The sequence below is a fragment of the Streptomyces sp. NPDC003284 genome (assembly GCF_053589675.1).
The window spans coordinates 757199-779488 of record NZ_JBSFSI010000001.1 but is presented as its reverse complement, the minus strand read 5'-3'; the positions used below and the strand labels follow the sequence as shown (position 1 = coordinate 779488).

Here is a 22290-nt window from a genome sequence, read left to right as displayed (position 1 = left end):
TGGCGGCGGGCGTGGGTGCCGCGCGCCCCCGTCGCGCGCGGCCGTCCACTGCGGCGCCCTGCGGCGCTCTTCGGCGCTCTTCGGCGCTCTTCGGCGCTCTTCGGCGCCGTCCGGTCAGGTACGGGCCAGCCGGTGCACCGCCTCCAGGGGGATCGGCAGCCAGTCGGGGCGGTGCCGGGACTCGTAGACGGCCTCGTAGACGGCCTTGTCCGCCTCGAAGGCCCGCAGCGGGAGCGGGTGGCAGTGCGGGTCCGTGCCGCCCGCCTCCGCGTAGCCCGCGACGAACGCGCGCCGGTTGCGCGCGGCCCACGCCCGCGCCCGGCGGACCCGGCGCAGCCGGGCGCCGGGTGCCTCGTCCAGGTCGCGTTCCCGCAGGGTCCGCAGCCCCGCCTGGGCGGCGTAGTCGAAGGAGCGGAGCATCCCGGCCACGTCCCGCAGCACCGGTTGCGGCGCGGCGCGTTCGGCGGCCGGGCGGGCCGGTTCGCCCTCGAAGTCGATCAGGTGCCAGCCGGCCGGGGTGGGCAGTGCCTGGCCCAGGTGCAGATCGCCGTGGACCCGCTGGGCGAGGACCGCGCAGCCGCGCGCGCCCGCCCGCGCGTAGTCCTCGTAGAGCCGGACGAGCCCGCCGCGGTGCCGGGCCAGACCCGGCACCTCCAGGACGGCCGTCTCCAGGCGCCCGGTCATCTCGGCGGCCTGGCGCGCGATGTCCTGCGCGGTGAGCCGCACCCGCGGGAAGGCGTCGGCGAGCGCCGTGTGCACCTCGGCGACGGCCGTGCCCAGGGCGCGGGCGTGCGCGGTGAAGCCGCCGGTGGCCGGGACGGCGGGACAGGTGCCGTCCACGCAGTCGGCGACCTGGCGCACGGCGGCCTGCCAGCCGTCGCCCTCGGCCGGCAGCAGGTCCTCCATCAGCCCGAGGACCAGTGCGCTGCCGCCGCTGAGCAGGGTGCCGTGCAGCCGGGGGGTACGGGCGCAGCGCGCGTCGCTGAGCGCGCGCAGTGTCTCGACCTCCAGGTGCGGGCCGGGTTCGGGCCGCCGGTAGAGCTTGAGCAGCAGCCGGTCCCCGAAGGCGACGGCGGTGTTGCTCTGGTCGGCGGTCAGCGGCCTGGGCACGAGGCCCACCGGCAGCGGCAGCGGCGTGGTCCGCTCCATGCGCAGCCCGTCGCCGCCGCCCTGTGCGAGGTGGCGCAGCAGGACCCCCATGAGCGCTGCGTCCTCGGTGGCCTCGTACAGCGTCCAGCCGCGCCACTCCCCCTCCGGCACCCGGCCGATGGCGGCGTCCGCGAGCCGCCGGGGCAGTTCGGGGCGCAGCCCGAGCAGGACCTGGTACAGCTGTCCGGCGGCGGTGCGCAGGACGGCGTGCACCAGGGCGGGCGCCTGCTCGCGTACGACGTCGGCCACGACCGGCGTGAGCGGACCGGCGGGTCCGGCTCCGGCCGCGTACCAGCGGCGGGTGCGCAGCCAGGGGTCGAGCAGTCCCAGCAGCGGATCGACGGGCCGGCGCTGCCCGACGTCCACCCAGGCGACCGTCATGGCTCCTCCCCGACGGGCACCAGCAGATGGGCCGGGGAACGGCCCGGCACCAGACGGAAGTACGTCTCCGGGCGCCAGGAGTGGACCTCGCCGGTCAGCACGTCGCGCAGCTTCAGCGAGCCGTCGTCGGGCAGGCCGAGGGCGGCCAGGTCGAAGGTGACGGTGCCCTCGGCCGGCAGGTGCGCATCGAGGTTGACGACGGCGAGGACCGTGTCGAGGGAGCCGTCGGGCAGCCGCACCTGCTTGGAGTAGGCGATGACCTGGGGGTGCGGGACGCCGTGGAAGCGGAGGTTGCGCAGCTCCTGGAGGGCGGGGTGGGCGCGGCGCAGCTCGTTGAGGCGGGTCAGCAGCGGGGCGATGGAGCGGCCCTCGGCCTCGGCGGCAGCCCAGTCGCGCGGGCGCAGCTCGTACTTCTCGGAGTTCCGGTAGTCCTCGGTGCCCGGTGCCAGGGCCTCGTTCTCGCACAGTTCGTAGCCCGCGTACACGCCCCAGGTCGGGGCGAGCGTCGCGGCGAGCACGGCGCGGGTCTCGAAGGCGGGCCGGTCGCCCTCCTGGAGGTAGGCGTGCAGGATGTCCGGGGTGTTCACGAAGAGGTTGGGCCGCAGGAAGTCGGCGCTCTCGTGGGCGAGTTCGCTCGCGTACTCGGTCAGCTCCTCCTTCTCGTTCTTCCAGGTGAAGTACGTGTACGACTGCTGGAAGCCGGCCTGGGCGAGGGCGTGCACCATGGCGCGCCGGGTGAACGCCTCGGCGAGGAACACCACATCGGGGTCGCGTCCGTTGATCTCCGCGATCACCCGCTGCCAGAAGCCGACCGGTTTGGTGTGCGGGTTGTCGACGCGGAAGATCCGCACGCCCTGGTCCATCCAGAAGCGCAGCAGCCGTACGCTCTCGGCGACCAGTCCCTCGAAGTCCCGGTCGAAGGCGAGGGGATGGATGTCCTCGTACTTCTTGGGCGGGTTCTCGGCGGTGGCGACGGAGCCGTCGGCGCGCTGGGTGAACCACTCGGGGTGCTCGGTCAGCCAGGGGTGGTCGGGCGAGCACTGGAGGGCGAAGTCCAGGGCGACGTCGAGGCCGAGTTCCCCGGCGCGGGCCACGAAGCGGCGGAAGTCGTCGAGGGTGCCCAGGTCGGGGTGGACGGCGTCGTGGCCGCCCTCGGCCGAGCCGATCGCCCAGGGCGAGCCGACGTCGTGCGCGGCGGCGGTGAGCGCGTTGTCCGGGCCCTTGCGGTGGGTGCGGCCGATGGGGTGGACCGGCGGCAGGTACACCACGTCGAAGCCCATCGCGGCGATCGCGGGCAGCCGCAGCGCCGCCGTCCCGAAGGTGCCGCTGACCGGCGGTGCGCCGTCGGCGGTGCGGGCGCCCTCGGAGCGCGGGAACATCTCGTACCAGGCGCCGACCAGGGCCCGGCGCCCCTCGACGAGCAGGGGCAGCGGCCAGGAGACGGTGACCAGTTCGCGCAGCGGGTGCCGGCGCAGCGCGGCGGCCGCCTCGGGGGCCTCGGCCGCGGCGAGCCGGCAGGCGAGCGGGCTCGCCCCGTCGCGCAGGGCCCGCGCCACCGCGGTCACCGCCTCGCGGCGGGCGGTGTCCGGGATGCCGAAGGCGGCCCGCTCGTACAGCAGCGCGCCCTCGGCGAGCGTCAGTTCGACGTCGACCCCGGCGGGGACCTTCAGGGCGGCGTCGCGGCGCCAGGTGGCGACGGGGTCGGCCCACGCCTCGACGGTGTACGTCCACCGGCCCGGCTCGCCGAGCACGACGGTGGCCTCCCACCGGTCGGCGTCCGCGTCGGCCAGGGTCATCGGCGTCCACGCCCCGGGCCGCCCCTGCGAGTCCCGCAGCACGACGTTGGCGCCGATCTCGCCCGAGCCCTCGCGGAACACGGTGGCGCTGACGGTGAGCGTCTCCCCCGCGACGCCCTTGGCGGCGACGGCGCCGCCGCGCACCTGGGGGCGGACGTCGCGGATCGGGATGCGGTCGGCGACGGGCACCCGGGCGCCCGGGTCCATGACGGCGGTCATCGGGCACCTCCGAGGGCCGCGGTCCGCACACCGCCGCGCGAGCGGGCGGCCCGGTCCCGGTCCCGGTCGGCGATCAGGTCGATGATCGTCCGGGCGAACAGGTGGCAGTGCGCCCCGGTGCGCCCGGTGACCAGGTCGTCGTCGACGACGACGTCCTCGTCCACGTACAGGCCGCCCATGTTGCGCAGGTCGCCCAGCAGGTTGTTGTGGACGACGGCCCGGCGCCCGCGCACCAGGTGGGGCACCGGGGCGGTCAGCCACATGCCGTGGCAGATGATGCCCTTGACGATGGCCGGGTCCTGGAAGGCGCGGCGCAGGAACCGTACGGCGGGCGGGAGTTCGGCCGGGTCCTCGGTGTAGCGCAGCCGGTCGGAGACCATCCCGGAGGGGACGATCACCGCGGAGTACTCCTTGAGCGCGAACTCGTCGACGTCCTCGAAGGACTCGCGCACGACGAACGGCATCCGGTGCTCGTGCCCCTGGAAGGTGATCTCGTCCTGGCCCCACATCCGGGACAGGAAGTGCACCTCGGCGCCTTCCTCGGGGAAGCGGTGCTGGTAGTAGAGGATCTCGGGCTCGTAGAAGTCGCTCTCCAGCAGGATCGCGATCTTGTGTCCGGTCAGTCGCACGGCTCACTCCTGCCTTCCGCGTCCGGTGACCAGGTCGATCAGGAAGGGGCCGGGGGTGGCGAGCGCCTGCTCGACGGCCGCCTTGGCCTGGTCGGGCTTCTCGACCCGGACGCCCGGCACGCCCAGGGAGCGGGCCAGGCCCGTGAAGTCGATGGCCGGCCTGGACAGGTCGAACATCTCCGGCTGCTCGTGCGCGGCGACGCCGACCGTCCGCCAGTACTCCTCGATGTTGAGTTCGAGGAGCTTGTAGCTGCTGTTGTTGCAGATGACGAACTTGGCGCCGATGTTGTGGCGGGCCGCCGTCCACAGTGCCTGCACGGTGTACATGGAGCCGCCGTCGCCGGTGAAGCCGACCACCGTGCGCTCGGGGTGGGCCAGCCGGGCGGCGATGGCGCCGGGGATGGCGACGCCCAGGGAGCCGCCCCGGGTCTGGTGCCAGTGGCCGGGCCGGGTCGGCGGCAGCTGGCGGGTGAGGTCGGGCGAGGCGGTGAGCGCCTCGTCGAACACCACGGCGTCCTCGGGGAGCCGACGGGCCAGTTCCTGGAGGAAGGCCGTGGTGGGCAGGGCGTCCGGGTCGAGTGCGGCGGCCTCGTCGGCCCGGCGGGCGGCGGCGCGGGCGGCGGACTGCTCGGCCGAGCGCCGGGTGAACCACTCCCCCGCGCGGGCGCGGGCGGCCGGGCTCATCCGGCGCTCCAGGGCGCGGGCGAGGCCGTTGAGGGCGCGCCGCGGGTCGGCGGCGATGCCCAGGTCCACCGGGAAGTTCTTGGCGATGGCGCCGGTGTCCAGGTCGATGTGGACGACCGGGGCGCCGTCGGCGAAGACCCCGTCCAGGGCCGGGTACACCTCGGGGAGCGCGTAGGTGCCGGTGATCAGCACCGCGTCGGCGGCCGCGGTGACCTTCCGGCTGCTCTCGCCGAACATGTGGCCCAACTGGCCGCCGTAGGCGGGGTGTTCCACCGACAGGTTGACCTCGGCCCAGTCCGCCCCCCACACCTCGGCGCCCCAGACGCGGGCGAGCCGGCCCAGCTCCTCCTGGGCGCCCGCGAAGTGCACGCCGTCGCCCGCGATCACGAGCGGCCGTTCGGCCCCGGCGAGCAGAGCGGCGGCCCGGTCGAGCACCTCCGCGTCGGGCGTGGCGGCGAAGTCGACGTAGGAGGTGGGCACGGCGGGTTCGCTGGTGTCCCGGTCCATGACGTCGGCGGGCAGCACGACGAGCACCGGCCCGTACGGCGGGGTCGCCGCCACCTTGAAGGCGCGGCGCAGCACCCGCAGCGTCGACTCCGGGTCGACCACCCGGGTCGCCCACTTGGTGACGGGCTCGGCCATGGCGACCAGGTCGACCGCCATCTGGGCCTCCATGGCGTCGTAGCGCAGGCCCGCCTCACCGGCGACGGCGACCAGCGGGGCGTGCCCGCGGGCCGCCTGGTAGAGCATGCCGACCGCGTTGCCGACGCCGACGCCGGTGTGCAGCTGCATCACGGCCGGGGTGCGCGTGGCCCGCGCGTAGCCGTCGGCGAGGCCGACGACACTGGATTCCTGGAGCGCGAGGATGTACTCGATGTCCGGGAAGTTGCGCAATTCGTCGAGGAAACCCTGCTCGACCGTGCCGGGGTTGCCGAACATGTGCCGCACCCCGTCGGCGCGCAGCTGTTCGAGGATCGCGACCCGCGCGGGCCTGCTGACCATGACGTGCACCTTTCTGCGAAGGTTACGCGGCTGCCGTGCGGGCGGGGATCAGGCGGCTTCCTTGAAGCCCCACCGGCGCAGGCCGTCCTCCAGCACCTCGACGAGCTTCTGGCCCGTCAGATAGGAGTCGGGGGTGGAACGGCCCGTGATGAACGGGTAGTCGACGATGACGGAGGTCTCCTTGCCGAAGTTGCCGTGGAAGGCCCCGCCGGGCGCGGTGGCGTCGCGCAGGATGTACTCCAGCGGGTACGGGGGCGGGCCGATGACGAAGTCGGTGCCCATGAAGCCGGTGCCGTCCTTGTAGTCGTACTCGATGCAGTGCCCGGTGACGTGCTTGCCCCGGATGATCGAGACGCGGTCCTCCTGGTCGCGGGCGAAGGCCAGCGGCGCGACGCCGTAGCACTCGGCGGCGATCGGCATGTCCAGGGCGTGGAAGGCGAGGATCAGGTCGTGCACCCGCCAGTTGTTGGCGAGGTCGACGATGGGTCCGGAGCCGCCGACGATGAGCAGGGCGTCGTAGCGGTCGGCGATCTGGTCGCGGATCTGCTCCAGGCGCGTGTTGTACGCCTCCCAGTCGCGCAGGAAGTACGGCTTGGAGCGGTAGGGCCGGTCGGGCAGCCAGGACGACAGGTCCAGCGGGCCGTCCAGGCGCGGGGAGCTGTCGATGGCCCGGACCTTGGCGGCCATCTCGGGGGTGGTGACGGAGCGGCCGAGCGGCGGGTCCACGTAGTCGGGGTCCATGCTCGGCGGCAGCGCGACGGGGCGCTTGCCGGTCGGCGTGGCGAAGGTGACCTGGTAGCCGGCCTTGTCGAAGGTCTCCAGCGGGCCGATCAACTCCTCGCCCCAGTAGCCGTATTCGGACAGGACGACGAGGATGCGCTTGCTCATGGGGTGTCCTCTCGTGCGACGCGGGTCGGATGGGACCGGTCGAACTCATGTCTACGGTCTGCCGCCCGGACCGGCCAGAAGCCGACCCCGCAGGTGGCCCGACATGCCCAAGTGGCTCGCCGTACTAAGGCAATTGGCCCTGCGACGTCGGCAAGAGCACTGCCCGACCTGACGCAATCCGGCCGCCGGGCGCCCCGGCCGGGGCGCGGTCGGCGCGGTCGTGGCGGAATCGACCGGGACAGCCGTCCGGACCGGATCCGGACCCGCCCTTCAGCGAGAGGGACTTGGCATGACGACCGCACAGAGCCCGCTGACCGCGCACGGCCAGGACGTCGCCGTGTTCGTCCAGCACTGGTACGACGTCCTGAGCAGCCACGAACCCGTCGAGGACCTGCTGCCGTACGTGATCGACGACGGTCTGGAGATGGCGTTCCCCGAGCGCACCCTGCGCGGCCACGCCGACTTCCGCGACTGGTACACGGCGGTGGGCGAGAGCTTCGGACCGCAGAGCCACATCGTGGAGAGGCTGCGCACGGACGAGCACGACGGCCTCGTCGACGTCGAGGTGACCGTCGTGTGGACCGCGAAGAACCTCTCCGACGGCGGCGTGTCGGCCCTGCGCATCGACCAGAGCTGGCAGCTGGTGCGCGATCCTGCGGACGGGGCGCTGCGCATCCGCACGTACCGCGTCGGCGACCTGAACCCGGCCTGAGCACCGATGCGGGAGGTTCCCATGTCGTACGACTACGTCGTCGTCGGCGCCGGCAGCGCGGGCTGTGCCGTGGCGAGCCGGCTCAGCGAGGACCCGGACGTGAGCGTGCTGCTCCTGGAGGCCGGCGGGTGGGACGAGCGGCCGGAGATCCACCGCACCGACGCCGCCTCCCTGCTGGCCCTGCTGACCAGCGAGTGGAGCCCCACGATCGACTGGGGGTACGCCACCGAGCCGGAGGCCGCTCTCGACGGCCGCCGCGTTCCGGTGGCCCGCGGCAAGGTGGCCGGCGGATGCAGCTCCGTGAACGCCCTGATGTGGGTGCGCGGCAGCCGCCACGACTACGACGGCTGGGCGGCGGCGGGCAACCCCGGCTGGTCGTACGCGGACGTGCTGCCCGCGTTCCGCCGCGCCGAGGACTACGACCGCGGCGGCGACGCGCTGCGCGGCAAGGGCGGCCCGGTCCGGGTGCGCGACCACACCGATCCCTCGCCGGTCGCCAGGGCCTTCGTGGCGGCCGCGCGGCAGCTCGGCTTCGACGCGCCCGGCGACGACTACAACGGCGAACGGCAGGACGGCTACGGCTTCCTGTACCAGACCACGCGCACCGACGAGGGCACCCGCTCCTCGACGGCCACCGCCTATCTGCGCCCGGTGCTGGACCGCCCCAACCTGACGGTGGCCACCGGGGCGCACGCCACCCGGCTGCTGACCGAGGGCACCCGGGTCACCGGGGTCGCCTATGTGCACGGCGGGCAGCGGCAGCAGGCGTGGGCGGACGAGGAGGTCGTCGTCAGCGCCGGGGCCTTCGAGACGCCGAAGCTGCTCATGCTCTCCGGGATCGGCCCGGCCGCGCATCTGCGGGCGCACGGCGTCACCGTCGTGCAGCATCTGCCCGGTGTCGGCGGCAATCTCCAGGACCATCTGTTCGTCCCGGTGTGCTACCAGTCCCGCGAGGAGCACCCCGAGGGGGCGATGCTCTCCGAGGCGGGCCTGTTCACGCACACCACGGGCGGTGCGGGCGAGCGGGCGCCCGACCTCCAGTTCACGTTCGGGCCGGTGAAGTTCCTCGCCCCGGACGCCCCCGCCGCGCAGCAGGCCGGGCCCGGCTTCACCTTCGCGCCGATCGCGCTGCTGCCCGAGAGCCGCGGCCGGGTCCGGCTGCGCTCCACCGACCCGGCGGCCCCGGCCGTCGTGCAGGCGGGCTACCTCACCGCAGCGGCCGACGTGGACGTCCTGGTCCACGGGGTCGTGCTGGCCCGGGAGCTGGCGCACAGCACGGCCTTCGACCGGCTGCGCGGCCCGGAGCTGGGCCCCGGCGCCGGGGTGCGCGACCCCGCGGAGCTGCGCGCCTACGTCGCCGCCCGCGCCACCACCCTGTGGCACCCGGCCGGCACCTGCCGCATGGGCACAGGACCGGACGCGGTCACCGACCACGAGCTGCGTGTGCACGGCGTCACCGGGCTCCGGATCGCGGACGCCTCCGTGATGCCGACGATCGTCGCGGGCAACACCAACGCGCCCAGCGTGATGATCGGCGAGCGCGCGGCCGAGCTGATCAAGGACTCACACCACCGACGGACCGAGGGGACCCACCATGCCCACGTCTGACAGCACCGCCGTGAACGCGAGCGTCGCCCTGTACCGGCGCTTCCTGGACGCCTTCAACGCGGCGGACTACGACACCGTGGCCGAGGTCATCGGCGCGGACTTCACCGACCACCACCCCGGCTTCGAGATCAAGGGCCTGGACGACTACCTGGCCGCGCTGCGCGCCGCCCACGCCACGTACGGCCTCAAGGGGGAGCTCCAGGAGGCCCTCCCCGTCGACGGCGCGGACGGCCGCGACAAGGTCGTCACCCGGGTGAAGCTGACCGGGACGCACGGTGACACCGTCTTCGGCTTCCCGGCGACCGGGCGCGGCGTGGAGTGGACCACCACGGAGATATGGCGCATCGAGGACGGCCGCTTCGTGGAGCGCTGGGCCCAGGACGACCTGCTCGGACTGCGCGAGCAGGTCTCCACCGACGCGGCGAACCTGGCCACCGTGCAGGCGGTCAGCGACGCGGTCAACGAGCGCCGCTACGACGACCTGGACGAGCTGTTCGGCCCGACCTTCCGGGACAACAACCCGGCCTGGGACGTGGCGAGCCTGGACGAGCTGAAGGTCATCATCAGGGCCGCGCACGACGCCCTCGACTTCACCGTGCACCTGGACGCCCTGTACCCGGCGTCCCCGGACAAGGTGATCATGCACATCACCTTCCGCGGCAAGCACATCGCCCCGTTCTTCGGCCAGGAGCCCGACGGCCGCGAGGTGTCCTGGACCAGCCTGGAGGTCTACCGGCTGGAGGACGCCAAGGTCGTCGAGCGCTGGGTGCAGGCCGACACCGCGGGCCTGATGCGCCAGCTCGACGTCCCGCTGCCGTGACCGCCGCGAACCGCCGACCCCGTGTGCCCTGGAGGCCGTGATGAACACCCGAGAGATCGTCGACACCTACTACCGGCTCGCCAACTCCGGTGACTGGGACCCCTGGTGCGATCTGTTCTCCGTCGACCAGACGATGGACGAGCAGCTCGCCGGCCATGTGGAGGGCCGCGAGACGCTGCGGGACATGATGAAGGGGTTCCCGCAGATGTACGCGTCCTTCTCCAACGTCCCCGTGCACGTCGTCGTCGACGGCGACCAGGCCGCCGTCGTCTCGCACATCTCCGCCCGCACCCCGAAGGGCGAGTCGGTCGAGGCGGACGTGTGCAACTACTTCCGGATCGCCGGCGGGGAGATCGTCTACATGACGAACGTGCACGACACGGTGCCCTTCGCCCCTGTCACCGGTGGGGTGTGAGGCCCATGTCCGCAACCGTGGGCGCCCGCTGGTCGCACGTCGGCCTCAACTGCCGTGACCAGCAGGCCACGGAGGCGTTCTACCGCCGCTGGTTCGGGTTCGAGCGGGCCCGGGTCGTCGAGGCGGACGGGGCCCGGGTCGTCTTCCTCAAGAGCGGCCCGGTCTACCTCGAACTCTTCCCCACCACGTCCGAACCGGCCTTCCCCACCGCCAAGGACGGCCCGGACAACCCCGGCGCCGCCCGCCATCTCGCCTTCCAGGTCGACGACGTGGACGCGTTCATGGCGGCGGCCGACGGGGAGCTGGAGGTGCTCCTCGGGCCGCTGGCCTTCGACGAGTTCATCTCCGGCTGGAAGACGGTCTGGGTGGCCGACCCCGACGGCGTCGTCATCGAGGTGAGCCAGGGCTACACCGACCAGACCCCCGAAGAACTGCGGTCCTACGCGTGAGCGCGTGACGCCGTACGCCCGCACCGGGCACGGCCGGTCGATCCCGACCGGCCGTGCCCACAGCCATGTTCCTACGCACCTGAGGAAACCGAAGACCATGAGCCCTGTCAGCGAACAGACCGTCCTCATCACCGGCGCCACCGACGGACTCGGCCGCGCCCTCGCCCATGAACTCGCCGAGCAGGGCGCCACGCTGATCCTGCACGGCCGCAGTCCCCGCAAGGGCCAGGAGCTGCTGGAGGAGCTGCGGGCGAAGACCGGCGCCGACCGGTTCAGCTTCGAGCTGGCCGACTTCTCCTCGCTGGCCGAGACCCGCGCGCTCGCCGACCGGATCCTGGCCGGGCACGACCGGCTCGACGTCCTCGTCAACAACGCGGGCATCGGGGTCGAGCTGGCCCGCCAGGAGAGCCGGGACGGCCACGAACTCACCTTCCAGGTGGACTATCTGGCGGGCTACATCCTCAGCTGCCGGCTGGCCCCGCTGCTGGTGCGCTCCGCCCCCGCCCGCATCGTCAACGTCACCTCCGCGGGCCAGGCCCCGCTCGATTTCGACGACGTGATGCTGGAGCGCGGCTGGGACGGCGGGCAGGCTTACTGCCAGGCCAAGCTCGCCCAGATCAGCCTCACCAAGGACCTGGCCGAGCAGCTCGCCGGCACCGGGGTCACCGTCAACGCCCTGCACCCGGCCTCGTACATGCCGACGAAGATCGTGGTGAATCTGTTCACCCCGCAGAGCACCCTGGAGGAGGGCACCCGCAACACCGCCCGCCTGGTGACCGACCCGGCGCTCGCCGAGGTCACCGGCGAGTACTTCAACCGGGCCGCCGTGGCACGGGCCGGCGCCCAGGCCTACGACCCGGCGGCCCGCGCCCGGCTGCGGGAGCTGAGCGAGTCGCTGACCGGCGTCGTCTTCCCTGCGCTCGGCTGACCGGCGCACACGCCGCGGCCCCGCGCCTCCCTCCGGAGCCGCGGGGCCGCGGTGCGTCAGTGCGCGGCGGTGACGGACAGCGCGTGGTGGAACACGTCGCGCGGGTCCCACTTCTTCTTCACGGCCCGCAGCCGCGGCAGGTTGCCCTTCCAGTACAGGGTCTGCCAGGGCACCCCGGAGGTGTTCCACGCCGGGTCGGCCAGATCGGGGTCGGGGTAGTTGATGTACGACCCGTCGGCGTCGCCGTCCGGCAGCGGCACGCCCCCGGTGGCGGCGTAGAAGTCGCGGTAGAGGGCGCGCAGCCAGGCGACGTGCCGGTCGTCCTCGGCGGGGTCGGTCCAGTAGGTGAGGAAGTTGGCCTTGAGCATCGAGTCGCGCTGGGCGAGGGCGGTGGCGTCGGGCGCGACCTCGGTGACCTGGGCGCCGTAGGAGAAGAGGATCGCTCCGCCGTGCCCGGTGTAGGACGGGTCGCTCAGGTTGCGGTACAGGACGGCGAGCTGCGCGTCGGACCAGCCCCGGCGCAGATAGGCGCCCTTGAACTTGCCGCGGTTGTAGAGCCCGGTGTCGTAGTGGTCCTTCAGGGACTCCTTGAGCCAGGGCGTGCTGTGCGCGGTGGTGGTGTGCGGCGCGCTCACCCCGGCGGCGACGGTGTCGATGTAACTGTCCAGCAGGTGCCGGGAGTCCGGCAGCGAGCCGTCGATCTGCGCGGTGAGGGAGACGGCGCCCTGGACGTAGTTGTAGAGCAGCAGGGCGCTGTTGAGGGTGTCGTAGTCGGTGCCGGGCTCGTTGTGGGCGGCGTGCCAGGCGTTGTGGTTGTGCACCAGGCGTGTGAAGTCCGCCTCGGTCAGGTCCGTCCACTTCCAGCTGGTGGAGGTCTTCAGCAGGCTGTGCGGCGGCTTGGGCAGCAGGCCCGCCGGGTCGGTGCCGGTGGCGTCCGGGGAGCGGAACCAGAAGGTGGTCACGATCCCGAACTGGCCGCCGCCACCGCCGGTGTGCGCCCACCACAGCTCGCGGTGGGGGTCGTCGGGCTCGCGGGTGGCGACCACGCAGCGGGCGGTACCGGCCGCGTCGACGTAGACCACCTCGACGGCGTAGAGGTGGTCGACGACCGCTCCGTACTTGCGGTTGAGCGGGCCGTAGCCGCCGCCGGTGACATGGCCGCCGACCCCGACGGTGGGGCAGTCGCCGGCCGGTATGGTCACGCCCCACTCCAGGTAGAGGGTGCGGTAGACCTGCCCGAGGGTGGCGCCGCCCTGTACGGAGAAGGCCCGGCGGGAGGCGTCGTAGCCGATGGCGTTCATCTCGGACAGGTCGATCAGGACGCGTACGCCCGGGTCGTCGACGAGGCCGTCGAGGCAGTGGCCGCCGCTGCGCACCGCGATCCGGGCACCGGCCGTGACCGCGTCCTGGACGGCGTCGACGACCTGGCGGGTGGAGTGCGTGAGCCGTATCGCGTCGGGCTGCGCGGCGAACCGGGCGTTGTAGCCGCGCTGGGTGAGGTCCAGGTAGCGCGGGTCCGACGGGGTCACGGTCACCGTGCCGACGGCGGCTGCGCCTGCGGCGGCGGCCTCGGCGGGGGCCTGGGGCGCCGCCTGCGCGGCCGGGGCACCGAGCACGGCGGCGCCGCCGACACCGGTGGCGGTGCCGAGGAAGCCGCGGCGGGTCAGTCGAGCCATTTCCACTCCTTGAGGGACGAACTGGTCGGGTGGTACGGGCCGGTGGGGCAAAAAGTGCTGCCGCCCCTGGAGCGGACTCCGGGAACGGCAGCGGGGTGGGGGGCGGGTCAGCCGGTGGCGCGTGCGGCGTTCTCCGCTGCGACCGCCGGGCGGACGGGGCCCGCCGTAGGGGCCGGTGCCGACGTCTGCCGCTTCACCATCAGGGCCGAGGCCACGGCGGCGACCATGCCGATCAGCGGCACCACGGCGAGCACACCGATCGCGGTGGACAGGCTCATCGCGCCGACCATGCCGCCGACCGCGGCGGAGCCGAGCGAACCGCCGGTGATGAAGACGAGCTGGAACACACCGGCGGCCACGCCGTGCACGGAGCTGTCCACCAGGTGCGGCACCGCGGCCATCAGCGCGACCTGGCCCGCGCTGAACCCGGAGACGCAGGCGGCCACCGCGATGACCAGGGCGACCGGCTGGCGCCCGGCGAGCGCGGCGAGCAGCAGCCCGGCCGCGCTGAGCACGGTGAGAGCGGTGACCAGGCGCAGCGGACCCACCTTGTGGGCGAGTCCGCCGGCCGTCCGCGACAGGATGGCGCTGACCACGCCGGTCGGCAGCAGGATCAGTCCGATCTGGGTGACGCTCAGATCGTGGTCCATGAGGATCAGCCGGGGCGCGGCGAACTGGATGATGAGGTAGCCGGCGAAGAGGGTGAAGCCGGCCACCGCGGCGAGCACGAAGCGGCTGTTGCTCACCACCAGGCGCGGCAGGAAGCCCTCGGGCACCCGGCGCACGTGCCAGACGGTGGCCGCGGCCAGGGCGACGGCGAGCACCGCCAGCACCAGGACGAGGCTCTCCTTCAGATGGGTGGTGCGGGCCTGGAGGAGCACCGCGAGGGCCGCGGCGAGGGCGAGGCAGAGCACCGCGCCACGTGCGTCCAGGCGTTCGGCGCGGGGCTGGGTGGGCGGCGCGATGCGCAGCACCCGGACCGCGGCGAGCGCGGAGAGTCCGGGCAGGGCGAGCGCGGCCTGCCAGCCGATCAGGTCGGTCAGGGCGCCGCCGAGCAGTGCGCCGCCGCCGGAGACGACGCCGACGACGGCGCCCATCGTGCCGATGGTGCGCCCGCGTTCGCGGGGCTCGGTGAACAGGCGGTTGGCGACGCCGAAGGAGAGCACGGCGGCGACACCGCCGCCGATGCCCTGGAGCATGCGGCCCGCGATGACGGCCGGGAACCAGGGGACGGCGACGACGAGGACGGTACCGGCCAGCAGCAGCACCATGCCGGTGACGATGGGCATGCGCAGACCGCGGATGTCGGCGAGGCGGCCGGCGAGGGCGGAGGCGACGGAGAGGGTCAGCGTGTAGCCCGCCAGCACCCAGGCCGTCGCCCCGGAGGCCACCGAGAGGCTGTCGCCGAGCGCGGGCAGTGCGATGGGCGTCGCGGACATTCCGAGCGCGCTGGGCGCCAGGAACGCGCCCAGCACGAGCCCGGCGGAGAGGGCGCCGGGGCGGGTTTGTTCGGACATTTCTACCTCAATCGACATTGACGTACACGGTCTTGTACTGCAAGTACTCCTCGATGCCCTCGGGGCCCAGCTCACGGCCGTAGCCGGAGGACTTGTAGCCGCCGAAGGACGTGGAGTTCTCGAACGCCGCCCAGGTGTTGACCCAGACGATCCCCGCCTGCAACCGGGCGGCCACGGTGTGGGCGCGCCGCACGTCACTGGTGTGCAGTCCCGCGGCGAGGCCGTACGGCGTGCCGTTGGCGATCTCGACGGCCTCCTCGTCGGTGTCGAACGGCAGCACCGTGACGACCGGGCCGAAGATCTCCTCCTGCGCGATACGCATCTGCGGGTTCGCGCCGGTGAACAGCGTGGGCTGGTGGAAGTAGCCGGGGCCGTCGTGGCCGCGCTCGCCGCCGTAGGCGACGGTGGCGCCCTCCGCGCGGCCGATGCCGACGTACTCGACGACCTTGTCCAGCTGCTGCCGGTGCGCCAGCGGGCCGAGCACCGTGTTCTCGTCCAGCGGGTCGCCCACCGGGACGGCGCCCAGGACGCCGGTCAGCGCCTCCACCACCTGGTCGTGCACGGAGCGGTGCACCAGCAGCCGCGAGCCGCTCATGCAGAACTGGCCGGTGTTGAAGAACCCGGCCTGGAACGCGGCCTGCACGGCGGCCTCGATGTCCGCGTCGCCGAAGACGATGTTGGCGCCCTTGCCGCCGAGTTCGACGGTGACCTTCTTCAGCGTCCCGGCCGCCGCCGCGATCAGGCGCTTGCCGGTGGCCGTGGAGCCGGTGAAGGAGATCTTGTCGATGCCGGGGTGCTCGACGAGCGCGGCGCCGACCGTGGCGCCGCCGCCGGTGACCACGTTGTGCACGCCCTCGGGCAGTCCGGCCTCGGCCATGACCCGGGCGAGCACCAGGGCGGTCAGCGGGGTCTGCTCGGCGGGCTTGTGGACGATGGTGTTGCCCGCGGCGAGCGCCGGGGCGATCTTGTTGACCGCGAGGTTCAGCGGGAAGTTGAAGGGCGTGATGGCGCCGACCACGCCGACCGGCTCGCGCCGGGTGTACTGGAGCGAGCGGGCACCGGCCGGTCGGGCGGCGCCCTCCAACTGCTCGACCATACCGGCGTAGTAGCGGAAGATCTCGGCGGCGGCCCGTACGTCGAAGCCGCGGGTGAAGGTGATCGGCTTGCCGACGTCGAGGGTCTCCAGCCGGGCCAGCTCCTCCCCCGCGCCCTCGATGCCGTCGGCTATCCGCAGCAGCAGCCGGCCGCGTTCCTTGGCCGGCATCCCGGGCCAGGGGCCCAGGTCGAAGGCGCGCCGTGCCGCCTGCACGGCGCGGTCGAGGTCACTCGTCCCGGCCCAGGCCACCTCGCATATCGGCTGCTCCGTCGCCGGGTTGATGTCCTGGACGGTCTCTCCGGAGTCTGCGGGCTGGAACTTGCCGTCGATGAACAAGGAACCGTCGTCGACGGTCTGGGGCGTTGGGATCGTCATCGGACCACTCCTTCGGAGACGGATACCGGGGCTGCCGCACGCACCAGGCCCCGCGGCTGGGCACCTCAGAACGCTAGGGGCGGCCTCGCGGTGGCCGCCGGGCCGCGGTGGGGGGTCGGCACATTGCGTCAAGTCGCCGGAAACACCTGGCCATTTGACCGGGTCAGGGCTCTTGCGGCCGCCCCCGCGCTCAGCGCTTGACGAAGATCAGCGGGACGTGCCGGCCGCCGGTGAGGAGGTAGTGCTCCAGGCCGTTGACGGCGACGAGCACGAAGGCGACGGCGCCGAGCGTGACCAGGCCCGGCACCCGGGGCGCGGCGGCGACGACACCGAGCAGGGCGAGGCCGCCGCCGAAGCGGGTCACGGAGGCGGCCCCGAACATCCGGCGGCGGGTGTAGCAGAAGGTGAGCGTGAACAGGGCGGCCCCGGCCGGCAGCAGTCCGGCGGCGAGCCGGTGCGGGGTGGCGTCCGGCTCGGCGACGATCCGCTCGGCGCCCACGGCCACCAGCAACAGGCCGCAGACCAGGGCGAGATGGCCGTAGCTGAGCACGTCCCGTACGACGACGGAGGGCCGGGGGTGGGCGCGCAGGGCGTGGGCCACGGCGGAGGCGGCGAGGTGGAAGTAGAGCCACCACAGGCCGCATCCGGTGAGGAAGGCCAGGGCGACGGCGGTGAGTTCCGTCGCGCCGAGGTGGCCCCCGCCGGCCCAGGCGCCGACGGAGACGACGTTCTCGCCGAGCGCGATGATGATGAACATGCCGAATCGTTCCGGCAGATGGTTGACGCCGAAGGCGAGCTGCCGCAGATGGCCGCTGAGCACGAGCGGCGCGAGGATCTCGGCGACCACGGCGATCGCCCACCCGGCGGTGCGCATCCCGTCCGGCAGCGCCGTCACCCCGAACAGCCCCAGCGCGAAGGCGAGTCCGGCCCGGTAGGGGTGGATGGTGTAGACGGCGCACTCCCGCCGGATGGCCTCCCCGATGAGCAGCCGCAGGGCGAGATAGCTGCCCGCGTACAGCAGCGCCTCCGGCCGGCTCTCCAGCGCGTGCTGCGCCGACATGCTCATCCCGTACGTGGCGAGCCCGGCCAGCAGCAGGAACACCCGCTGCGTGTTCGTCTCGTGCACGGCGTTCATCGCCATCACGACGTCCACCCACGCCCACCACAGCGGCACCAGGACCAGCAGGCAGCCGCCCAGCCGAGGCCAGCCCGGGTGCAGCGCCAGCACGTGCGCCACCTGGCCCACCCCGAAGGCGAGCACCAGGTCGTAGAAGAGTTCCGTCCATGTGGCCCGGTCACGCACGTCCGCACGCGTCCGGGCAGTGACCTCGGCCACCGCTGCACCTGCTTCCTCTCGGCCTACGCACCTACGAACCAGGACCTGCGACAGGAATCACGGATTGCAGCACTGACTGTGTACAGCGGCTCCGGGCGTAGCGCGGACGGGGTCCGGGCGGGCGGGGCATTGCGGGAAGTCGGCGGGCGGGCTTCCGCAACTCCGAGAAGTGGTGGAATTTTCAACCAATGACAGCGGTTGGACCGCCCGAAGGAGGTCACAAGTGGAGACCACGTACTACGACCACGGGACGGCGGCCGAGCGCTGGGAGCGGGCGGGCCGGTTCTTCGACGCGCGCGACTACGCCGGAGCGGCGCGGGTACTGGGCGCGCTGGTGGAGGAGGTGCCGGAGCAGACGGGTCCGCGGCTGCTGCTGGCGCGGGCCTACTACCACTCGGCCCAGCTCGGCCGGGCCGAGGCGCAGCTGCGGATCCTGGTGGAGCGGGACCCGGTGGAGCAGTACGCCCGGCTGCTGCTGGGCCGCACCCTCCAGCGCCAGGGACGGCACGAGGAGGCCGCCGGCCAGCTGCGGATCGCCTCGGCCCTGGCGGGCGAGTTCGCGGACGCGTGAGGCGCGGGCCGCGCCGCTGTGGCGGGCGGCCCGCTACAGCGGCGTGGCCGTCTGGAGGACCAGGAAGAGGGTGACGGCGGAGTTCGCCGAGGACATGGCGGACACCGCCGCACCGGCGGCGGCGCCCCAGGCCGCCGCACCGGCCGCCGTGAAGAGCGAGGGCCAGTCGCGGACCGGGGGCGCGGGCGCCAGCAGGGCGGCCACCCGGCGGGGCACCGGTCCGGTGGCGGCGAGCGCCGCGAGGGTGGGCGCGGGTGCGGCGGCCGACCGGCCCGACAGCAGCGCCGCCCGGCCGATGGCCCGTGCCACCGTGCGCCGGTCGCCGACCGCGCGGGCCGCCTCCTCGTCGGCCCACCGCTCGGCGGTGTAGGCGACGGCGGAGCGCAGCGGGCGCAGGAACGGATTGGCGCGCGCCGCCAGGTGCACGGCGAGCAGATGGCGGTGGTGCCGGGCGGCCAGATGGGCGCGTTCATGGGCGAACAGCGCGCGCCGCTCGGCCGGGGCCAGACCGGCCAGCAGGGCGGTGGTCACGACGATCCGCCCGGGGGTGCCGGGCAGCGCGTACGCGTAGGGCGACGCGTCGTCCGGGAGCACCGCGACCGTGCCGCCGCGCACCCCGGCCAGGGCCCGCCGGGCGCGCCGGGTCACCCGCCGGTGGCGCCACAGGGTGCGGGCGCAGGCCGCCGCCACCGCCGCCAGGGCGGGGATGGCGGCACGGCCCACGATCCCGTCGTGCGGTACGGCGGCTCTGACCTCGGGGTCGGACCAGCCGTCCGGCAGCGGGTTGCCGGGCAGCTGGGCGGTGCCGACGACCATGAGCAGCAGCAGGCACAGCGTGCTGCACACCGCCATGACGACGGCCACCGCCGTCAGCAGCCGGGTGGCGGTGCGCGGGTGCAGATGCAGCTCGGCCAGGCGGGCGACCGGCCAGGCGGTCAGCGGCAGCACCAGCGGCAGGAGGACGAAGACTCCCATGTGCGGTCAGTGCTCCGTGCGGTCCTCGTCCGTGTCCCGGTCCCCGGGCGCGCAGCTCTCGTCCACCGACTCCAGCAGGGCGCGCAGCACCTGCTCGTCGCCGGGCGGCAGCGCGGTGACGAAGCTGGCGAGGACCGCCTCGCGGTCGCGCTCGCCGTCCAGCAGCCGGCGCATCCTCAGGGCGGCGAGCCGGGCCACGTCGGCGGTCGGCGTCCACACGAAGGAGCGGCCCCGGCGCTCGCGGGCGACCACGTCCTTGGCGAGCAGCCGGGTCAGAATGGTGACGACGGTGGTGTAGGCGAGGTCGCCGCCGAGCCGTTCCTGCACCCAGGCGGCGGTCACCGCGCCGTCGGCCTCGCGGAGCGCGGCGAGCACCTGGCCCTCCAGCTCCCCCTGTCTGCGCCGGATCCGCCGGTCCTGCTCGGCCATGTCGGTCTCCCTCCGGCGTCGGCGTGCCGGACCACGCTACTTCACTCCGTGGCATGCTGACGGAATGGCTCCAGACAGCGCGCGTACGCCCCTTGCCGCACAGGTCGAAGAACTCCTCGCCGTGGACGGCCCGTTGCCCATCGTCACAGCCGGTGATCCGGTGCTGCGCGGTGCCGCCGAGCCGTTCGACGGCCAGTTGGAGCCCGCGTTGCTCGACCGGTTCGTCCAGGCGCTGCGCGTCACCATGCACGCGGCGCCGGGGGTGGGGCTGGCCGCGCCGCAGGTGGGCGTGGCCCTGCGGATCGCCGTCGTCGAGGACCCGGCGCCGGTGCCGGAGGAGGTGCGGCTGGCGCGCGGCCGGGTGCCGCTGCCGTTCAGGGTCCTGGTCAACCCCGGCTACGAGCCGGTCGGTCCGGACCGGGCCGCGTTCTTCGAGGGCTGTCTGAGCGTGCCGGGGTGGCAGGCGGTGGTGGCCCGGCACGCCCGGGTGCGGCTGCGCGCCGAGGACGAGCGGGGGCGCCCGGTGGACGAGGTGCTGACCGGCTGGCCGGCCCGCATCGCGCAGCACGAGACCGACCATCTCGACGGCACCCTCTACCTCGACCGCGCCGAGATCCGCTCGCTGTCCTCGAACGAGGTGGTGGCGGCCCGCTGGTCCCAGCCGACACCCGAGCGGGCGGCGGACGCGCTGGGCTTCCCGCTGGGGTGACGGGGGCGCCTCGGGCGCACACGCGGTGACGGCGGCCCGACGGGTTCGCGGGGGTGCGGGGCTGCGGGGCTGCGGGCTCACGGCACCGGACTCCCTGCACCCGCGGGACCGCCGGGCGGCACTGCTCGCACCGCCGGGCGGGACTCCTCGCACCGCCGGGCGGGACTCCTCGCACCGCCGAGCGGCAGCGCCCGGGTCCCCTCCCGCGCCCGACCACGTCGCTCACGCGCAGGACCGGCCGCCGCCCGGCCCCCACCGGGCCCACCGAACGGCCGGTCCTCCGGCCCGCAGGCCATCGGCTCGCCGGACCTTCCCCCCTTCCGGCGCCTGGGCTCAGCCCCGGTACGCCTCCAGCAGCCGCAGCCACACCTCGCTGATCGTCGGGTACGAGGGGACCGCGTGCCAGAGCAGGTCGACGGGGATCCGGCCGGCGACGGCGACCGTCGCGGAGTGCAGCAGTTCGCCGACGCCGGGGCCGACGAAGGTGACACCGCGCAGGATGTGCTCGTCGAGGTCGACCACCATGCGGGCGCGGCCCCGGTAGCCCTCCCCGTAGAGTCCGGCGCCCGCGACCGAGGCGAGGTCGACGTCGACGGCGCGGACCCGGTGTCCGGCCTGTTCGGCCTCCGCCAGGGAGAGTCCGACGGCGGCGGCCTCGGGGTCGGTGAAGACGACCTGCGGGACGGCGTGGTGGTCGGCGGTGGCGGCATAGGGCCCCCACGGCTGGGGTGCGGCGGGGGCGGTGCCCGCGGCGCGGGCGCCGATGACGTCGCCCGCGATCCGGGCCTGGTACTTGCCCTGGTGGGTGAGGAGGGCGCGGTGGTTGACGTCACCGCACGCGTACAGCCAGTCGGTGCCCTCCACCCGCAGGGTGTCGTCGACGGAGAGCCACGAGCCGGGTTCCAGGCCGACCGTCTCCAGGCCGATGTCGCCGGTGCGCGGGGCGCGTCCGGTGGCGAAGAGGATCTCGTCGGCCTCGATCCGCTCGCCGGTGCCGGTGACGGCCACGACGGTGCCGTTCTCGCGGGTCACCGACTCCACCGAGGTACCGGTGCGCAGCTCGGCGCCGGCCTCGGTGAGCGCCTCGGCGACGAGTTCCCCGGCGAAGGGCTCCATGCGCGGCAGCAGTCCCTTGCCGCGCACCAGCAGGGTGACCCGGGAGCCGAGGGCCTGGTAGACGGTGGCCATCTCGGTGGCGACGACACCGCCGCCGACCACGATCAGCCGCCGGGGCACCTCCTCGGCGCTGGTGGCCTCGCGGCTGGTCCACGGCCCGACGCCGTCGAGACCGGGCAGCTCGGGCAGGCTCGCCCGGGTGCCGGTGCAGACAACCACGGCGTGCCGGGCGGTCAGGGTCCGCCGCTCGCCGTCCGGGCCGGTGACCGTGACGGTACGGGGACCGGCGAGGCGGCCGTGGCCGCGGTACAGGTCCGCCCCGATGCCCTCGACCCAGGCGACCTGGCCGTCGTCGTGCCAGTGCGAGGTGTACTCGTCCCGGCGGGCGAGGACCGCCGCGGTGTCCAGCGGTCCCTGCACGGCCTGGCTCAGTCCGGGCAGGCGGCGGGCGTCGGCGCGGGCGATGACCGGGCGCAGCAGGGCCTTGCTCGGCATGCACGCCCAGTAGGAGCACTCGCCGCCGACCAGCTCGCTCTCCACGATCGCGGTGGACAGGCCCGCCGCGCGGGTGCGGTCGGCGACGTTCTCGCCGACCGGTCCGGCTCCGAGCACCACGACGTCGTACGCGAGGGTTTCCGTTTCCGTCATGGGGTCAGTCTGGTGGGTGGCGTGTCCGGTGGCCACAGGGACCCACGGGCCGGGTGGCGGCGGCGCGCGCCGGTGACCAGGTGGGTTGCCCGGTCGGCCGCTTGGGTACGCGCGCGGAATAGCCCGTAGGGTCGGCCGTGTTGTGCGGACGGCTCAACCCGA

The 22290-nt window shown here is 73.8% G+C and carries 20 protein-coding genes; 8 read left to right on the top strand and 12 right to left on the bottom strand.

What is annotated here, in order from left to right:
- Positions 1 to 114 precede the first annotated feature (114 nt).
- Genes ACWDYF_RS03430 through ACWDYF_RS03410 form a run of 5 tightly spaced genes read right to left on the bottom strand, consistent with a single transcriptional unit; the run spans position 115 to position 6748 of the window.
- On the bottom strand, positions 115 to 1530 hold the full coding sequence (locus tag ACWDYF_RS03430; protein WP_381744146.1) for a maltokinase N-terminal cap-like domain-containing protein: 1416 nt from the start codon (positions 1528 to 1530) through the stop codon (positions 115 to 117).
- The gene (locus tag ACWDYF_RS03425) at positions 1527 to 3545 is read right to left on the bottom strand and encodes a maltotransferase domain-containing protein (RefSeq protein ID WP_389463881.1); all 2019 of its coding nucleotides are present in this window, start codon (positions 3543 to 3545) and stop codon (positions 1527 to 1529) included. The genes ACWDYF_RS03430 and ACWDYF_RS03425 overlap by 4 nt, the downstream gene beginning before the upstream one ends.
- Positions 3542 to 4174, bottom strand: coding sequence for a DJ-1/PfpI family protein (locus ACWDYF_RS03420; RefSeq protein ID WP_018568063.1), 633 nt, complete (start codon positions 4172 to 4174; stop codon positions 3542 to 3544). The genes ACWDYF_RS03425 and ACWDYF_RS03420 overlap by 4 nt, the downstream gene beginning before the upstream one ends.
- Before the next feature lie 3 nt (positions 4175 to 4177).
- Positions 4178 to 5860: a thiamine pyrophosphate-binding protein gene (locus tag ACWDYF_RS03415; RefSeq protein ID WP_389463879.1), complete on the bottom strand. Its 1683-nt coding sequence runs from the start codon at positions 5858 to 5860 to the stop codon at positions 4178 to 4180.
- Positions 5861 to 5908: 48 nt separating this feature from the next.
- Positions 5909 to 6748 carry a type 1 glutamine amidotransferase domain-containing protein gene (locus tag ACWDYF_RS03410; RefSeq protein WP_037890165.1) on the bottom strand — a complete coding sequence of 280 codons (840 nt, stop codon included), beginning with the start codon at positions 6746 to 6748 and terminating at the stop codon, positions 5909 to 5911.
- 289 nt (positions 6749 to 7037) lie between these two features.
- On the opposite strand from ACWDYF_RS03410, the gene ACWDYF_RS03405 reads away from it, so the two are divergent.
- The 6 genes from ACWDYF_RS03405 to ACWDYF_RS03380 all read left to right on the top strand — a co-directional run bounded on the left by ACWDYF_RS03405 (position 7038) and on the right by ACWDYF_RS03380 (position 11680).
- On the top strand, positions 7038 to 7460 hold the full coding sequence (locus tag ACWDYF_RS03405; RefSeq protein ID WP_389463876.1) for a hypothetical protein: 423 nt from the start codon (positions 7038 to 7040) through the stop codon (positions 7458 to 7460).
- Between the two features lie 21 nt (positions 7461 to 7481).
- Positions 7482 to 9068, top strand: coding sequence for a GMC family oxidoreductase (locus ACWDYF_RS03400; RefSeq protein WP_381744142.1), 1587 nt, complete (start codon positions 7482 to 7484; stop codon positions 9066 to 9068).
- Positions 9055 to 9888, top strand: coding sequence for an ester cyclase (locus tag ACWDYF_RS03395; RefSeq protein WP_389463873.1), 834 nt, complete (start codon positions 9055 to 9057; stop codon positions 9886 to 9888). The genes ACWDYF_RS03400 and ACWDYF_RS03395 overlap by 14 nt, the downstream gene beginning before the upstream one ends.
- A gap of 40 nt (positions 9889 to 9928) precedes the next feature.
- Entirely contained in the window at positions 9929 to 10303 is a 375-nt protein-coding gene (locus tag ACWDYF_RS03390; RefSeq protein WP_381744140.1) for a nuclear transport factor 2 family protein, read from the top strand.
- Between the two features lie 5 nt (positions 10304 to 10308).
- A complete protein-coding gene (locus ACWDYF_RS03385; protein WP_018568070.1) occupies positions 10309 to 10752 on the top strand; it encodes a VOC family protein in 444 nt (147 codons plus the stop codon).
- 97 nt (positions 10753 to 10849) lie between these two features.
- Positions 10850 to 11680 carry an SDR family NAD(P)-dependent oxidoreductase gene (locus ACWDYF_RS03380; protein ID WP_389463870.1) on the top strand — a complete coding sequence of 277 codons (831 nt, stop codon included), beginning with the start codon at positions 10850 to 10852 and terminating at the stop codon, positions 11678 to 11680.
- 56 nt (positions 11681 to 11736) lie between these two features.
- On the opposite strand, the gene ACWDYF_RS03375 is transcribed toward ACWDYF_RS03380, so the two are convergent.
- From ACWDYF_RS03375 to ACWDYF_RS03360, 4 genes are all read right to left on the bottom strand, one after another.
- Positions 11737 to 13356, bottom strand: coding sequence for an FAD-binding oxidoreductase (locus ACWDYF_RS03375; protein WP_389463868.1), 1620 nt, complete (start codon positions 13354 to 13356; stop codon positions 11737 to 11739).
- Positions 13357 to 13463: 107 nt separating this feature from the next.
- Positions 13464 to 14873 carry an MFS transporter gene (locus ACWDYF_RS03370; RefSeq protein WP_381744138.1) on the bottom strand — a complete coding sequence of 470 codons (1410 nt, stop codon included), beginning with the start codon at positions 14871 to 14873 and terminating at the stop codon, positions 13464 to 13466.
- Positions 14874 to 14880: 7 nt separating this feature from the next.
- Positions 14881 to 16344 (bottom strand): aldehyde dehydrogenase family protein, encoded by a 1464-nt coding sequence (locus tag ACWDYF_RS03365; protein WP_389463866.1) that lies wholly within the window; start codon positions 16342 to 16344, stop codon positions 14881 to 14883.
- Positions 16345 to 16534: 190 nt separating this feature from the next.
- Complete coding sequence (locus tag ACWDYF_RS03360; RefSeq protein WP_389463864.1) at positions 16535 to 17680, bottom strand: low temperature requirement protein A; 1146 nt, start codon at positions 17678 to 17680, stop codon at positions 16535 to 16537.
- Positions 17681 to 17903: 223 nt separating this feature from the next.
- On the opposite strand from ACWDYF_RS03360, the gene ACWDYF_RS03355 reads away from it, so the two are divergent.
- On the top strand, positions 17904 to 18251 hold the full coding sequence (locus ACWDYF_RS03355) for a tetratricopeptide repeat protein (RefSeq protein WP_018568076.1): 348 nt from the start codon (positions 17904 to 17906) through the stop codon (positions 18249 to 18251).
- Positions 18252 to 18284: 33 nt separating this feature from the next.
- Here the strand turns inward: ACWDYF_RS03355 and ACWDYF_RS03350 are convergent, their stop codons facing one another.
- Together ACWDYF_RS03350 and ACWDYF_RS03345 are read right to left on the bottom strand one after the other, a co-directional pair.
- On the bottom strand, positions 18285 to 19226 hold the full coding sequence (locus ACWDYF_RS03350) for a M56 family metallopeptidase (RefSeq protein ID WP_389463863.1): 942 nt from the start codon (positions 19224 to 19226) through the stop codon (positions 18285 to 18287).
- A gap of 6 nt (positions 19227 to 19232) precedes the next feature.
- Positions 19233 to 19655, bottom strand: coding sequence for a BlaI/MecI/CopY family transcriptional regulator (locus ACWDYF_RS03345; protein WP_018568078.1), 423 nt, complete (start codon positions 19653 to 19655; stop codon positions 19233 to 19235).
- Between the two features lie 64 nt (positions 19656 to 19719).
- On the opposite strand from ACWDYF_RS03345, the gene ACWDYF_RS03340 reads away from it, so the two are divergent.
- Entirely contained in the window at positions 19720 to 20364 is a 645-nt protein-coding gene (locus tag ACWDYF_RS03340) for a peptide deformylase (RefSeq protein WP_389463861.1), read from the top strand.
- Between the two features lie 333 nt (positions 20365 to 20697).
- Here ACWDYF_RS03340 and ACWDYF_RS03335 read toward each other — a convergent pair whose 3' ends face one another.
- Complete coding sequence (locus ACWDYF_RS03335) at positions 20698 to 22128, bottom strand: dihydrolipoyl dehydrogenase family protein (protein ID WP_389463859.1); 1431 nt, start codon at positions 22126 to 22128, stop codon at positions 20698 to 20700.
- Between the last annotated feature and the right edge of the window lie 162 nt (positions 22129 to 22290).

Coding starts and splice junctions, on each gene's coding strand:
- ACWDYF_RS03350 (WP_389463863.1), bottom strand. CDS start 19,226: ATGGGAGTCTTCGTCCTCCTGCCGCTGGTGCTGCCGCTGACCGCCTGG.
- ACWDYF_RS03405 (WP_389463876.1), top strand. CDS start 7,038: ATGACGACCGCACAGAGCCCGCTGACCGCGCACGGCCAGGACGTCGCC.
- ACWDYF_RS03385 (WP_018568070.1), top strand. CDS start 10,309: ATGTCCGCAACCGTGGGCGCCCGCTGGTCGCACGTCGGCCTCAACTGC.
- ACWDYF_RS03375 (WP_389463868.1), bottom strand. CDS start 13,356: ATGGCTCGACTGACCCGCCGCGGCTTCCTCGGCACCGCCACCGGTGTC.
- ACWDYF_RS03430 (WP_381744146.1), bottom strand. CDS start 1,530: ATGACGGTCGCCTGGGTGGACGTCGGGCAGCGCCGGCCCGTCGATCCG.
- ACWDYF_RS03340 (WP_389463861.1), top strand. CDS start 19,720: ATGGCTCCAGACAGCGCGCGTACGCCCCTTGCCGCACAGGTCGAAGAA.
- ACWDYF_RS03380 (WP_389463870.1), top strand. CDS start 10,850: ATGAGCCCTGTCAGCGAACAGACCGTCCTCATCACCGGCGCCACCGAC.
- ACWDYF_RS03395 (WP_389463873.1), top strand. CDS start 9,055: ATGCCCACGTCTGACAGCACCGCCGTGAACGCGAGCGTCGCCCTGTAC.
- ACWDYF_RS03365 (WP_389463866.1), bottom strand. CDS start 16,344: ATGACGATCCCAACGCCCCAGACCGTCGACGACGGTTCCTTGTTCATC.
- ACWDYF_RS03370 (WP_381744138.1), bottom strand. CDS start 14,873: ATGTCCGAACAAACCCGCCCCGGCGCCCTCTCCGCCGGGCTCGTGCTG.
- ACWDYF_RS03415 (WP_389463879.1), bottom strand. CDS start 5,860: ATGGTCAGCAGGCCCGCGCGGGTCGCGATCCTCGAACAGCTGCGCGCC.
- ACWDYF_RS03335 (WP_389463859.1), bottom strand. CDS start 22,128: ATGACGGAAACGGAAACCCTCGCGTACGACGTCGTGGTGCTCGGAGCC.
- ACWDYF_RS03345 (WP_018568078.1), bottom strand. CDS start 19,655: ATGGCCGAGCAGGACCGGCGGATCCGGCGCAGACAGGGGGAGCTGGAG.
- ACWDYF_RS03410 (WP_037890165.1), bottom strand. CDS start 6,748: ATGAGCAAGCGCATCCTCGTCGTCCTGTCCGAATACGGCTACTGGGGC.
- ACWDYF_RS03400 (WP_381744142.1), top strand. CDS start 7,482: ATGTCGTACGACTACGTCGTCGTCGGCGCCGGCAGCGCGGGCTGTGCC.
- ACWDYF_RS03425 (WP_389463881.1), bottom strand. CDS start 3,545: ATGACCGCCGTCATGGACCCGGGCGCCCGGGTGCCCGTCGCCGACCGC.
- ACWDYF_RS03390 (WP_381744140.1), top strand. CDS start 9,929: ATGAACACCCGAGAGATCGTCGACACCTACTACCGGCTCGCCAACTCC.